At 58.7% G+C, this 14,607-nt stretch carries 8 protein-coding genes and 2 pseudogenes; 8 read left to right on the plus strand and 2 right to left on the minus strand.

Going from position 1 to position 14,607, the window contains the following annotated elements:
- Positions 1–69 precede the first annotated feature (69 nt).
- The 8 genes and pseudogenes from JQK15_RS23220 (at position 70) to JQK15_RS23250 (ending at position 11,913) form a co-directional block, all read left to right on the plus strand.
- The gene (locus tag JQK15_RS23220; RefSeq protein WP_214868445.1) at positions 70–552 is read left to right on the plus strand and encodes a pyridoxamine 5'-phosphate oxidase family protein; all 483 of its coding nucleotides are present in this window, start codon (positions 70–72) and stop codon (positions 550–552) included.
- A 141-nt stretch (positions 553–693) separates the two neighbouring features.
- Positions 694–1,140, plus strand: coding sequence for a ferritin-like domain-containing protein (locus tag JQK15_RS23225; protein WP_214868447.1), 447 nt, complete (start codon positions 694–696; stop codon positions 1,138–1,140).
- A 1,254-nt stretch (positions 1,141–2,394) separates the two neighbouring features.
- Entirely contained in the window at positions 2,395–2,991 is a 597-nt protein-coding gene (locus tag JQK15_RS23230; RefSeq protein ID WP_502956870.1) for a PRC-barrel domain-containing protein, read from the plus strand.
- Between the two features lie 32 nt (positions 2,992–3,023).
- The gene (locus JQK15_RS23235; protein WP_251007996.1) at positions 3,024–6,110 is read left to right on the plus strand and encodes a DEAD/DEAH box helicase; all 3,087 of its coding nucleotides are present in this window, start codon (positions 3,024–3,026) and stop codon (positions 6,108–6,110) included.
- Between the two features lie 3 nt (positions 6,111–6,113).
- Positions 6,114–7,037 (plus strand): NAD(P)/FAD-dependent oxidoreductase, encoded by a 924-nt coding sequence (locus JQK15_RS23240; RefSeq protein WP_214868451.1) that lies wholly within the window; start codon positions 6,114–6,116, stop codon positions 7,035–7,037.
- A gap of 1,864 nt (positions 7,038–8,901) precedes the next feature.
- Positions 8,902–9,123 (plus strand): annotated as a pseudogene (locus JQK15_RS27090) (DUF3772 domain-containing protein); the annotation flags it as partial.
- Between the two features lie 189 nt (positions 9,124–9,312).
- Positions 9,313–10,995, plus strand: coding sequence for a mechanosensitive ion channel domain-containing protein (locus JQK15_RS23245; protein WP_251007997.1), 1,683 nt, complete (start codon positions 9,313–9,315; stop codon positions 10,993–10,995).
- A 615-nt stretch (positions 10,996–11,610) separates the two neighbouring features.
- Positions 11,611–11,913, plus strand: a complete 303-nt coding sequence (locus tag JQK15_RS23250; protein ID WP_214868455.1) for a hypothetical protein — start codon at positions 11,611–11,613, stop codon at positions 11,911–11,913.
- Positions 11,914–11,957: 44 nt separating this feature from the next.
- Here the strand turns inward: JQK15_RS23250 and JQK15_RS23255 are convergent.
- Positions 11,958–12,687, minus strand: a pseudogene (locus JQK15_RS23255) (IS30 family transposase).
- Between the two features lie 252 nt (positions 12,688–12,939).
- Positions 12,940–14,358: an ISNCY family transposase gene (locus tag JQK15_RS23260; protein WP_214868457.1), complete on the minus strand. Its 1,419-nt coding sequence runs from the start codon at positions 14,356–14,358 to the stop codon at positions 12,940–12,942.
- Between the last annotated feature and the right edge of the window lie 249 nt (positions 14,359–14,607).

Genomic DNA, 14,607 nt, shown 5'->3' on the forward strand with positions numbered 1-14,607 from the left:
CTGCAATGTTCCTTGCGAAACTTAGCGACCTTGCTCGCGTTGTAGGAGGCCCGACACAAGGAGAGTGACATGGCGGCCGACACGCACAAGTTGAAACAGCATATGTGGGACAAACTCGAGAAAGGACCATTTCTCATGGTCGGTCTGGCGGACGGCCAAAGCCATTCGGAACCCTTGACCGCGCAACTCGATAAGGATCAGGTCGACACGATCTGGTTCTTTATCGGCAAGGATAATCGGTTGGCGACTGGCGGTCCGGCGATGGCGCACTTCGTATCCAAGGGACAGGATTTCTTTGCCTGCTTGTCTGGCAATGTCGCCATCGACAATGATCCGACCATGATAGACAAGCTCTGGTGCAAACCCGTCGAGGCGTGGTTTCCAGAAGGAAAAAGTGACCCCAATCTCGCGCTGCTTCGCTTCGATATCGACGATGCCGAATTGTGGGAAGCGGATATGTCATTCACAGGTAAGCTTAAGATGCTGATCGGCGGCAAGATCGAGAGCGGTGAGGAGGGCAGCCACGCCGTCGTCCAGAACACCATTGTCTAGCCTCATCTGCCAAAGCACCGCAGTCCGTCATTGCAAATTCCATTCGTCACAATCTAACGGCAACTGATCGGAACAGGCCTGATTGATAAAGGATCGGGTTGTCTGCCTGAAGGTTGAGAGGTACCCAATAAGGAGAATATCATGAGCACAGAAAGCGGCGTTGCGACACTTAACAGTCTTATCCAGGTAACCCTCGACAGTATGAAGGGTTATCAGGATGCTGCGAAGGACGCGGATAATGCGCAATTCGCTACCATGTTCGCCGAATTCGCCCGCGATCGCAGTGCATCTGCGACAGAACTGCAGGCTGAGGTGCGTCGCCTTGGAGGCGAACCGGAGACCGATAGCAGCTTTTTGGCCGCCGCCCATCGCACCTTCATGGATCTCAAACAGGCCTTAACTGGCAAGGATGACAAGGCGATCATCCAGGAGGTTGAACGGGGCGAAGATCACATCAAAGCCAAATATGAAGAGGTGCTGGGAAGTGCCGACCTTGACCCTGCTTCGCGGCAGGTCGTCGAACGCGCTTTCCATTCCGTGCGGGAAGGTCATGACAAGATGAGCCAACTCAAGCACAGCATCACTTGATTGGTAGCGAGGGGCCGTTCTTAGTGATCGGCCCCACATACAGTGGACGGCGTTGGGCCATCATGTTTCCTAATACTATGGGCTAGAGACGAACATGCCGACGAGGAGTAAGCTGTATATCGTTCCAAGTTTGAAACTTTTGGTGGCTATCGCTTCAAGTGCTTATGGCAGAGCATATGGGTAAAGGGTCCTAGCAGGTTTTGCGAGAGGTTCTAGCCGAACTGGTGGTTTCGGGGCGTAATGCTTAAACAAATCGGTATCGAAATGACCCCAATTCTTTCTCCAGTTACTTGTTCAAGCAGTTCAATCGCGAGCCGGGAGGGCGCCCTCCAGCCGTTCAGGGACGGGCAAAGTGCGCAGGCGATGCCAGAAAGTTCGCTGCCCATCATGTCACCTCTTTCCGTTGACGCGTTCGATCGGCGCCGCCCTGCGACTTGCGCCTTACTATAATCCCAGTTTGGCCATGTTGGACAGGCCGGTGAGAGGCTGTAGAGAATCGACCGGTAGCTTTGATCGCAACAGCCCCAAGGATGTGCGAGGATTTCTCGTTGTGCGCGTCGGCCGGTTTGGACTATTTAGCCTGCTTCAAAGACAAGTCCCAAGACGCGCACGCATAACCCGATAACCATTATAAGTTGGCTTGGAAGTTACCGCGCAAAGAGGAGCTAGCTTTGTAGATGTCCCGATGATTGTGCAGCATTATGCCGCCCAGTGTAGCGAGCTCGCTAACAATGTAGGCCTTAGCCGTAAGCCAGCAGCTATATAGGCAAACTCGGACCAACTATCATGGGGATGTCGACCGAAGATCTCTGCAGAGTGGGCCCTCGCATCCGCTGTCAACTGAGTAGCGCCGATGCTCTTTCAGGGCCCCGCCAAAGTTCTGCGCGGCACCCACCAAAGCTAGATCCAATCTGGGAATGGCGTTCTGCTTGCTTGACTCTGATAGAGGCGAACATCTGTTTTATGGGCGGCCTCGTAACCGTGTCTACCGACAATGATAAGCCCTCGAGCCATTCCTCATAACGCGCGCTGCCCGAGAGAAGGTGTTGAAAAGTTGATTGTGACCAGGAAGCTGCCTCGACCTGGGCAGAAGGTCGCTACGGCGCGTTATGGAGGAATTGCAGCAGTGCAGCGCTTCCAGCGATAGTGCCTCTGCGGCAGGATGTGCGAAAACTGGTAAATTCTGTCCTCGCTCGGCACCAACAGGCTTGTGTCGCGTTCAACCTTGCCCCCCTTTGATGATGGAGCCCCTTTTTGGAAACGGTTGCTGGCTGGATTGCCCCTGCCGCCACAATGATCGCGGCCATCATGACCGCTGCTAATCTGGGAGCGCGCGTCACAGGCTGGGGTTTTGTGATCTTTACTGTGGGTTCGATCGCCTGGTCGGCCGTCGGCTTCTCGTCGGGGCAGAGCAACCTGCTTGCGACCAACGGGTTCCTGACCCTGGTAAATCTCATCGGAGTCTGGCGATGGCTGGGAAGGCAGCGCGCTTACGAGGATGGCGGTAAGTCGGCCACCCGCGCTAGCCAGATGTCCATGTTCCCGACGCTCTTCACTGCAACTGGCATCGCCAACATGCCAGTCATTGACCTGGAGGGTGCAACTTTGGGTAAAGCTGTCGAAGCCCTCGTGGCTTGCGAGAGCGGAAGCGTTATGTACGTGGTGGTCGCCTCTGGCGGTCTGGCGGGCGTCGATGAAGAGCTCCGCGCTGTGGACCGCGAGCACATTGCTTTTGCCTGTGATCGACTGACGCTGCTGCGACCGCGAGTCTGGTTCGAAAGTCTGCCGCTGCTTGTCGATGGACACTGGCCGGCGGCACCGGAAGAACGTGGCGGGAACCATGCGTCATGAGCCTTACTCGGGGAACTGGAGAGATCGTGCTGATGCTCTCCGAAGGTCTGTGCGCAGGCGACGTCTTATACCTGGCTGACAATGAGCAGGATGCCGAAGTAATTGCGGGTGGACTTGCCGCCCTTCTCCCCAGCGACCACGTCGTGCACGTCCCTTCGAGTGACACCCTGCCAGGCGACCGTGCTCCGGCTTCGCCTGCTAATATCGGGCGGCGTGTCGCAGCCCTACGTGCGCTCCGCCAGCTTGCCATTACCGCCAAGCGACCGCGGCATGCTACTATTATGACTGGCGAAGCGGCGGCAAGATTCTATGCGGACCCAGCAGCTTTTGATCCCGCCCCTCCTGTTTTGCGCAATGGCGATGCAATTGACCTCGAGGGATTCGCAGCGCACATGGAGTCTATTGGCTACATCTCTGACGACCGCGTCGACGAACCGGGCGAAGTCGCGGTGCGTGGCGACGTCATCGACATTTTTCCGGCCGACGCCGGACTTCCCGCGCGGATCCACGTCTCAAATGGGCAAATTGTCGGCATTCGTCGCTATGACCCTGCAACCCAACTGACACAAAAATCATGCGACGTAGTCGAGATTGGGCGCGCGGCAGAGCCTGATGCTTCAGCCCATGTATCCATCCTTGCCCATCTTGCGCCCGGACACATCTATCTGGCGCCCAATGCCGATGAGCGTCGGCGGCGTTTTATTCGTCTCGCCCGCGACTCGGCCAACCAACGCGGTGCAGTCGACGCTGTTTCCCAAGAGCTATGGAAGAAGGATCTTACGCTCTGGACAGAAGGGAAGGCTGAGCCGAGCTTATCGTCGATCCCGCGATTCATCGAAAAAAAGTCTCCCCTATCCGCTCTCAAACGCTTCGTTGCGCCCATGCTGCAGGACGGCCTTAAGCTGCTCCTTGTCGGTAGCGAGCGCGATATCCGCTTTTTGCGGCCAAGATTGGCCAAGATCTTCGTCGCCGAGGTTGAAACCGTTCAGTCCCTGAGTGACATGGCGAAGATCCCACCAGCGGGAGTGGCGGTGCTCGTGGCGCCAATCGACCGCGGCGCTATGGACGGCAAAATTGTCATGGTGGCTGCTGCAGATATTCTAGGAAGCCGCGCTACTATTGACGTTGTGCCGGCGAACCTTGCAGGTCGCTCGATGGCGTGCGGTGACATTCGTGTCGGCGACCTGGTGGTCCATGAAGAGCATGGCATTGGGCGGGTCGTCGGGCTGGCCCCTTCTCCTGGCGGTAGCGGTGAGGAGGTCCTTTCGCTTGCATATTCGGGCGGAGACAGGCTGGTCACTGTTCATGATGCGGGCCGCATCTGGCGTTACGGCGGGGACGGCGATGCTGTTAAGCTTGATAAGCTTGACGGATCTAGCTGGCGGAAGCGTAAGGGATCTATCGACGAAGCGGTCGCGCAGAGTGCACGCGAATTGTTGCGCTTGGCTCAGGAGCGCAAGGGGCTTACGGCTCCGATAATCGACCCAATCCCCGCCAGTTACGAGCAGTTCGTCGCCACTTTTCCTTTCAACGAAACCCCGGACCAGGCCAGCGCCATACAGGCTATGCGGGATGACCTGGCTGCCGGGCGGCCGATGGATCGGCTTATCATCGGTGATGTAGGTTATGGAAAAACCGAGATCGCGCTTCGCGCCGCGGCTCTTGCGGCTCTCGCGGGCTATCAGGTCGTCCTGGCAGCGCCCACCACGGTGCTGGTGCGACAGCATATAGAAACCTTTGCGCGGCGATTTGCCGGAACAGCTGTGACTGTCACAGGTCTCTCGCGTCTCTCGAGCGCAGGCGAGAAAAAAGCCGTCAAGGCCGGTCTTGCCGACGGCTCGATCGACATCGTCATCGGGACGGCTGGGGTTGTGGCCGAGAATGTAAGCTACGCAAAGCTCGGCCTTGTTATCATCGACGAAGAGCAGCGCTTTGGCGCTGCCGACAAGGCCAGGCTGCGCGGCAGGCCGGACATTCATCTGCTCGCAATGAGTGCTACGCCGATACCTCGCACCTTGCATCGCGCAATGATTGGTCTTCAGCAGGTCTCGGTCATTGGTACGCCTCCAGCGCGCCGCCAGCCGATCCGAACCAGCCTTGCCACCTTTGACGATGCTTTGGTAAGGACGACATTGCTTCGCGAGCGCTCTCGAGGCGGTCAGAGCTCCGTTGTCGTTCCACGGATCAACGACATGGGGCCGCTCGCGGAACGTCTCTCGCAGATTGCGCCGGATTTCACGTTCATCCAAGCGCATGGCAAGATGCCGGCTTCAGGGATAGACGAGGCCATGATGCGCTTTGCAGATGGCGACGGCGATGTTCTTCTGGCGACGAACATCATCGAGGCGGGTCTCGACCTACCGCGCGCCAATAGCATGATTATCTGGCGTGCAGATCGCTTTGGGCTTGCTCAGCTTCACCAATTGCGCGGACGAGTCGGGCGCGGGAACCGCAGAGGCCAAGTCATCCTACTGACGGAAGGCAAGCGAGTTGCGGAACGTACGATGAAGCGACTTCGAGCCCTGGCAACATATGATCAGCTTGGTGCAGGCTTTGAGATTAGCGCGGCCGACCTTGACCAACGTGGCGCGGGCGATCCCCTAGCCGACACGCAGGCAGGCCACATGAAGCTAATCGGCGTCGACCTTTATCAGCATCTGTTTGAAGGCGCATTGAGGGAAGCGGAGGAAGAAGGCGCCAGCCGGTGGCAACCCGAGCTCAACTTGGGTGAGGCAGGCGCACTGCCCGCAGAATGGATCCCTGATCCTGATATCCGGATCGGACTCTATGTCCGGCTCGCGCGTGTTCTCGAAGAACGAGACCTTGACCTTTTCGAGGCGGAATTGACGGACCGATTCGGGCCCCATCCGGTCCCCGTTGAGCGATTGCTGGCGGCAGCCCGCATCGGCATCCTTGCCCGATCCGCTGGGATCGCGCGCGTCGATGCGGGCCCGGCTGCTATTGCTCTTACACCCTATGGCGGCGCGCTCAAGGTACCAGAGGGCCTTCAACTTATACAAAAGAAGGGGCGCTGGCTGCTGAAAGAGCCGAACGAGACCGGGGATCGGCTGCAACGCGTCATGGCGGTTCTGGAAGCGCTGGTCACAACCGGGGATTGAATCATGCCCAATCAAGCCAAAAACCTCGATTGTCTGGTTATTGGTGCGGGACCCGCTGGCCTCACCGCGGCGCTCTATCTCGCGCGCTTCCATTTAATCGTAGAAATTGTTGACGCTGGTAAAAGCCGGGCCTCGCTGATCCCTCTTACGCGTAATCATGCCGGCTATCCTGGAGGTATTTGCGGTAAAGAATTGTTGCGCCTCATGAGCCAACAGGCAGCCGAATTTGGGGTAACGGTACGTCCCGGGCTAGTCGAGACTATTGAGCGGGACGGGGACCTTTTTGTGGCCCGCATTGGAGACAAGATGGTGCGGACGCATAGCGTCCTTCTTGCCACTGGCGTTCTGAACAATCCGCCCGATGTCACACCCGAGGTTCACGACGAAGCGCTCGCGCGTGGATTGCTTCGCTATTGCCCGATTTGCGACGGTTACGAAGTTACCGACAAGCGAATCGGAATTATCGGCTCGCGCACTCATGGCCACAATGAGGCCCTGTTCCTGCGCATGTATTCCAGGGACGTCACCCTCATCGCACCCGATGGCGGTCATGCCCTGAGCAGAAAGGAGAAGGCCCGCCTCGTGAAAGCAGGCATTATCGTGCAGGACGGCCCATGCGGATCTTTAAAAATCGACGGAGATAGCATAATCGTTCCTTTGAAAGGAGACATATTGCGCTTTGACACCCTTTACCCCGCGCTTGGATCGGTCATTCGCTCTGAGCTCGCCGTCATGCTCGGCGCGCAAACGACCGACGACGGCTGCATCATAGTGGACACTCATCAACGCACAAGTGTGGCTGGTCTTTACGCTGCGGGCGATGTGGTGAGGGGCCTCGATCAGATTAGCCATGCGATGGGGGAAGCGAGTGTTGCTGCCAGCACGATACGCAACGATCTTTCCGGCAAAAGGCTACTGTTGCGCTAATGTTCCCACTTGTCGCAGCGAGGCGGTGGAATGGAAGGTGGACATACCCTAAGTGAGCGAACGCGCGAGAATCGCAGCCTGAATGACGATAGCGCTCGTCATCTGGATTGGCGTCATCGGCGAAAAACGGACCGGCGCCGTATCGCGCTTAACAGTGCGAGGATCGAAATAGCGACCAGACACGGCCGGTAATCAGGATGGTGATGCCCCACCAGGTCGGTCCGCCGATGGCAGTAGCGACGCAATGACCGCTGGCACCACATCTAGCGGCATTGTTGCGATTGCCAAAGCCTGACTGCTCCTGGTGCGCCAAGCCCAAAGCCGCGCCGGACCCACCCTACATACGCGGGTATGAGCGCCCGCCAGAAAATGACCATGTCTTGCACGATGTCCGACCGGGGCGGCGGCATCAACCATGCTGCAACCACAGTAGCTGCGAAGGATAGCATCAACCCATATCCCAAGATCAGGCTGTCGAGCGGCACCTCGCCGTTCATTCAGGACGACTGAGCCTGCGTTATTTGCAAACCAACACGTGCGCACTCGCTATCGATGAAGCCACCTTTTCGCGCAAATAGGTGCCGATCAGTACTCCCGCGCCAAGCACCTTGCCGGAAATGGCTTCAATGAGGTCCAAGCGTCCCGGATTGTCTTGATTCTCGACTGGAGGCCGGTACCGGATCGTAGTGGACCAGCAGCGCCTGAAGGAGATCGTCTACGGCCAGCCCGGCAAAAGGGGCCGCGCGGCTTCGCACGTGGAGGAGCCGGTCCGGCATTGGCTCGGCCGGTGCAGAGCGGAGATGCTTGAGGTCATAGCTCTAGCCGTAGCAACGGGTCAGGCGCTCGCCGTCCTTTGGACGCAGACAGGGGCGAGGCGCTTCGGTCAATATTCCTTATAGGCGCCATTTCATCCGCTTTGATCAGTATATCGTCACGTAAGGCAAGCCGGGCAGTGACGGGAATGTCGAACAGATCGGACCTCATGTTCATTCACGCCATCGCTTGGCTGTGGGGGGGGGGCGATCGGTTACATGACCCTTATCGACACATGGGATCGATGGTGACCGATTACAGAGCGGGAACCATTTTTTGCTACAAACTGTCTCGGATTCCTCCTTGACGAACAATCCCACAAGGTCTTCTGGCTTGGGCCGATTTCATAACCCGATCCTGCTGCATCCTAGAAGGCGACAAGCCACTCGTTCGGCGACGGCCGCGCAACACCCATAGAGTCAGCACAAACGTGCGCGTTCGGCTCTGTTTCCTCGACGTCGCCGCATTGCGCAAAACATTAAGCGCGCAGGCAATCTTCTCTGCAGGCCTGGTCGTCAGGTCAAAGGAAGTCGTGATTGATGATAGAAAGAACCATAAAGCCAGGCGGATGTCATGAACGCTGGCGGAGATAATGACCGACTGCTCTCAATTGACGGCGTCATACCCCGACGGAGCCGGCTTTGCGGGACGTCGCGCTCGACCAGATTTCCGTTTGCCCGATGTGGACCTCAATCGCAGCTGACCATAGAGAGGGCGGCAACGTCGCATAGAAAATAGGTGTTCCTTGTTCCGATACGCTCAGAAAATTGATCCGAGCTGTCACAAGCACGCGATGATAATGGCAATGCTGCTGGTGTTGAGCCTTTGCCTGGCCGGGCCTTTGCAAGCACAGGCGGAGCCGGCGACTAATCCGGCGGCACGACTAGCACAGGCCGAAAAGGATGTGCGGTTGGTTGACCAGAGTCTCGACACGCGCATGGACGCAGATGATCGCAAGCTGCTTTTGACAAAAGTGCTGGCGGCAAAAACTGCTGCAGCAGACGCGGCAGGCGACTTGCAGGATCAATTGGCTCTGATTGATGCTAAGCTAATGGGGTTGGGAACTGTCGCGGCCAGCAGCAGCGAAGCGCCCGATATCAAGCGGCAGCGTGCGGCGCTGGGGCGGCAGCGGTCCGTGATCGATTCCGCGATCAAGCGCGGTAATCTGATCGGTGTCGAGGCGCAGCAACTCGCTGACGAGATCGAACGAAGCGAAGCAGAGCAGTTTAGCGAGAAAATCACGACGCGCTCGCCATCGCCTGTATCGCCCGGCTTCTGGACCGGGCTTGGTCATGCCTTTTCCCGCGACTTGCGGCGCGTTACCGCTTTTCTGGAGATAGGCCAGGTACAGGCCGCAGAAGCGCTGCGCGGTCAGCGGCCATGGCATGCGCTGGCGGGCCTGCTGCTGGGTCTGCTGATCATTGGGCCAGGTCAGGTCGTCGCGCGGCATATGGGGCAGCGCATGCTGACCGAGGGCGTGCCGGGGCGGCGGGTGCGGCGCTCCACCTATGCGCTGTGGCGGGTGGCGGTCGGTACTTTTGCGCCGTTGCTGGCGGCGCTTTCGATCGCGCAGGGATTGCGCTGGTCCCGACTGGTTGCGGATCGGTGGGAGTCTTTGCTCAGCGCGTTCGTGGGCGGATGCGCCTTTAGCGGCTTCACCTTCTCTGTGCTCGGTGCGCTGTTGATGCGTAGCCGGCCATCCTGGCGGATCGCGTCAATCAGCGACAATGGCGCGACCAGACTGCGACCCTATACTTTTCTGCTGGCGCTGCTCGCCTTCCTCGGCGTGATCTATGCGCAATTCAATGCGTCCGTCGGCGTGAGCAAGGCGGCGCAGGAAGCAACGCAGGCGGTCTTCGCCCTGCTCCACATCCTGCTGGTGAGCGCGGTCCTCGTCACCGTGGCGCGTCTGCGGGCAGCCAAGATGGAGGCCGACGACCCCGATCGCAACGAGAGCGTCAGCGGCCTTATGAGCCTGATCGCGTGGATCGTCGTCGCGGTGGCCGCGATTGCCCTGCTGCTCGGCTATTTCAGCCTTAGCCTCTTCCTCTTGCAGATGGTGAGTTGGGCGACAGTGCTGGGATCGGCGGTTTATCTACTGATGGCGGCGATCGACGATCTGGCGACGACGATATTCGACCGGTCCAGCCGCTTTGGCATAGCGTTGGTCCGCAGCCTTGGCCTGCGCGGGAGCGCGGTCGAGCAGTTCGGCGTCCTGTTGTCGGGGCTGTTGCGGCTAGCTGTGCTGTTAATGGGCTTCTCGTTGCTATTGTCGCCATTTGGCGCCGGCAACGTCGCCAGCCTGTTCAGCCGGCTCGGCGCGCTAGCGGAGGGCTTCGAGGTCGGCGGCGTCGCGGTCTCGCCCGGCGCCATCCTGCGCGGCATATTAGTGCTGCTGATCGGCCTGGCCCTGGTGCGGGGCTTCATGCGCTGGCTGGAGCGACGCTATCTGCCGGTCACCGACCTTGATGGCAGTGGTCGCAATTCCGTCAGTCTGGTCGCGCGCTATGTCGGCATTGCATTGGCGGTGATCTGGGGGCTGGCCTCACTCGGGATCGGGATAGAACGCATCGCAATCCTGCTGTCGGCCTTGTCCGTTGGCATCGGCTTTGGTCTTCAGGCGATCACGCAGAATTTCGTGTCCGGGCTGATCCTGCTTGCCGAACGGCCGATCAAGATCGGCGATCTGGTTCGGGTTGGCCAGGATGAGGGCGATGTGAAGCGGATTAGCGTGCGATCGACCGAAATCGAGCTACCCGACCATTCGACCCTGATCGTACCCAATTCAGAACTCATCACCAAGACGGTACTCAACAAGACGCTGGCAAGCCCACTCGGCCGGATGCAGATTCAGTTTTCGGTTCCGATCGAAACGGATGCGGACAAGGTGAGGGAAATCGTGCTGGCTACATATGCCGACGAGCCGGCGGTGCTGACCGAGCCTGCCTATTCCCTATTCATCGATTCGATCGCGGACGGCCGCATCTTCTTCAACAGCTTCGCCCATGTCGTCAGTCCGCGGGCGGCCTATGGCGCCCGCAGCAATGTCTTCACCGTCCTGCTGCGCCGGTTCCGTGAGGAAGGAATCGAGATCGGCACGGTGCCCCAGCGCATGGAACTGATTAACATGGGCCGCGCGGACTGAGGTGCGGTCGATGACATTGAGACCGATCGCAGCTGGATTGGCGGGCGACAGTCAGCGGTCGCGTCAGGTGCATCTGAGCGCCCGTTGCGAACGTGCACGATTGACTTGATCTGGCGGAGACACACTAGATTCACTGCTGCGGTGTCGGAGGCAAATTTTGAGTGTGTTCCGGTTCATCAGCGGCTGACGCGGGGCCGTTCTCCTCTCGCGCGAACATGTGTCCTCCCTAAGCAAAAGAAGCCGCCGGTTAAAGCTGGACCGGCTCGGGCTTGCATACAGAAGAGCAATCCACTTCAGCAAGCCAATCGGGACAGTAAGATGAAGATCAACCCTAAGCAGCTTCAAACGCTATGAAGCCAATGCTCTGCAAATTTGCGGAAGGGGGCATATTGGTCTGGTCAGCTGAATAGGAGCAAGCCGTCGCTTCAAAAGAAGAAGCCAGACGAACGCCGGCGTGTTTGCTCAAACGCAACGCTTTTGTCAGTCGTCCGATATTATCGGCATATAGGATTTTGATGTGGGAGAAATATCAGCCCCGGTGCGTTTCCTCCGTCAAGTATCACACTTCGTTTTGCTCCATCGAGCCAGCTATAAATGGTTCGGAGAGGCTGTCATATGACCGAAGAAGAAATTTTCGCGCTAAAAATTCAGGCTGCCGCCGCAACGAAGTTGGCACAGACGACGCTAGAATTTGCGATCAATATCGCAAAAATTCAGGGGCTTTCGCTCGATTTGGAGGGCGCTGCGCAAGCTCACCTCAATAGCAGATCTACTGCAAATCTTAATCCGGTCGGATATGCGATTGAGCAAGAAGCTCGCGTCATGGTGTCGGAGATGCTGCTGGCATTCGCTCGGAAAGCTGGCGATGAGCCCAAAGGTAGTTTCGATTTGAGGCGTGACACCCGAGGTGATGCGTAGCATTTCATCCTGGGTGGGGCGATCCTCACCCAGGATGGCGAAATCTATCCGGCCTTGAGAAGGGCGATCTGCTCTCGCAGAAGCTCATGCCGAGTGCGATAGTCCCGGCATTAGCGGGGTGTGCTGTTAAGGCAGTCGGCGACGGCCTGGCTCTCCTTTTCCGACAGCGGCGCAAGGTCGGTGTCGGAGGGCAGGAAGCGCCGTATCCGTCCATTGCAATTTCCCACGCCGCCTTTCTGCCAAGGCGCTGACGAGAGACAGAAAAAGCTGGTGATGCCGAGCCTGTTTCGTAGTGTCGAAAAGGGGGCAAATTCCGTGCCTCGATCGAAGGTGATGCTTCGCCGGAGGGAAGGGGCAGAGCATGCAAACGCCGATCAGTGCCCGTCATGACGCCGGCGAATGCCGCCTCGGATTAAGCGCGAGGAAAGTTAAGCAGCTGCGGCGCTCGACCAGCGAAGTGAGATTGGCTTTGCCATACTCTCGCATAAAGATCAGGAGATCGCCTTCCCAATGGCCAAAGCTGCTGCGGTCCGTGATTTCCTGAGGCCGCGCGCCAATCGTCTTGGCCACAGGAATGTGGAGACCGCGTGGCTTTCGGCCATAGCGTTGCCGACGTGAGCGGCGGGCAAGATGACGGTTGCGCTTGAGCTCCCGATAAATCGTCGATGGATGGCGCCCCAGTGCATCCGCGATTTGCCGGGCAGACCGACCGGTTGCAACCATCCGATAGATATCGCGCCGTTCGTCCAAACCCAGATGTTGATAACCGTTCATCGCGCGCCTTCCTGGAGAAGGGGTCAAACCCCTATAAATTCTGGGATTTCGCACTTCGAAATAGAATCCACCCTGCTACACATTGTGTTCCTGCCGGATAGAGAAGTCATAATCTCTGCTATTTAGAAATGTCACAGGGTTGAGGACAGCAGGGGCTGCGTGGAGCCATCCACACAGCGCAGCGCAGACCCTGCTGATGCGCTGACGTGGAGGTGGCGCACCATAGACCCGCTGCGACAGCAGTGGGCTCGGTCAACCGCTTTTTACGAACTCCCATGTGCCACGCGCCTGCAGCTCCGCCTTACTAAGCCGCGAACTTGGTTTCAGTTTCGAGCCGCCAAGTCGCCGCCGATCAATTTTCGCGGGTGGTTCTGGCTCAGGGAAGATATGCATGGACTGGTCACGGCGGGCAGGGGCGTCGTTGTTGCGCTTGCGGTGGTGCGGCATGATCGCCTGCATCCGTTTTGCCAGCATCAACGCGGCATCGAGATGCTTGTTCTCGACAATGGCGGGCTGGTTGACCTGCCGCATCTTGTCGAACTGACGGTAGGGCAGGACATGGCCCTCATGCTGGATCTCAAGCCGCCCATCGGGATATTCGCACACCGTCACCCGCTTGCGCGCCAGTGCCTTGCTAATCGCGGTCGGCTCCAGGATGAACATCGCCTTGTTGTAGTGGAGCGTCAGCGCCGCTGTCACGGTCCGCTGCTCGCGCCAGACCATAATCGAGCGCAGATCGTCATGCGGGGCGAGGGGGCGGTGCAGATCGCGGGTATCGAAGGCAGGGCGGGCGAACCGTGCATTGTGCCTGGCCATGTAGCTGGCGAGAAAGGCGTTGGCCTCGGCGATGGATGAGGTGCCATCAAGCCGCATCGCTTTGACCAGCCGGTCCTGCAAGGTGCCGTTGGCACGTTCGACCCGGCCCTTGGCTTGCGGTGAGTTGGCGCAGATGATCTCGATGTTGAGCGCATCGAGAGCCCGACCGAAATGCGTCATGCCATCGCCTCGCGCGGCGCTGGCGCGGGAGTTGCGGAAAACGCTGTGCTGATCGGAATAGAAGGCCACCGGCTTGCCGTGCCGCTCGATATACTCACGCGTCGCCTCCATATAGGCGAAGGTGCTCTCGCTCTCGACCATCTTGAGGTGCATCAGCTCGCTCGTCGCGTCGTCGATATAAACGAGCAGGGTGCATTGCGGCCCGCGATCCTCGAACCACCAGTGCTTCGATCCGTCGATCTGGATCAGCTCGCCTCGGCAGTCCCGTCGGTAGCGCGGCTGATATGGGCGTGGGCGCCGGGCCACGCGATCACGCCAGATGCCAGCCTCGATCATCAGCTTGCGCAGCGTCTCGCGCGAAACGCGGATATCGTGCCGCTCGGCCAGATACTCAGCGGCCAGCGTCGGGCCGAAGTCGTAATAATGCTCCCGGACAAGCGCGACGATCCGGGTGCGGATCGCGTCGTCCATGCGCCGGTTACTGGGGCGACCACGGCGGCGCGAAATAAGCCCGGAGGAACCGTCGTCCATGAACCGGGTCAGCAGACGGTGCGCGTGTCGTCGTGTAATGCCCATGATCCGTGCAGCTTCCGTAACCGTCAATCGGCCGGAAGCCACCTGAACCAGCGTCTCAACCCGCGAAAGCTCTTCGGTACTCATCCGCAACACCGCCATGCATAACACCTCCAAACAGCTGGAGGGCACGGTAGCGCAGGTGAGACATCTCAAACTTGCGCGACTGTGACATTTGAACGTTGCTGCTACACATTGTGTTCCTGCCGGATAGAGAAGTCACAATCTCTGCTATTTAGAAATGTCACAGGGTTGAGGACAGCAGGGGCTGCGTGGAGCCATCCACACAGCGCAGCGCAGACCCTGCTGATGCGCTGACCTTGGGGTAGTGGACCATGGACCCGCTGCTCT

The organism is Sphingobium sp. BHU LFT2 (genome assembly GCF_018604485.1).
Classification (GTDB): Bacteria; Pseudomonadota; Alphaproteobacteria; order Sphingomonadales; family Sphingomonadaceae; genus Sphingobium; species Sphingobium yanoikuyae_A.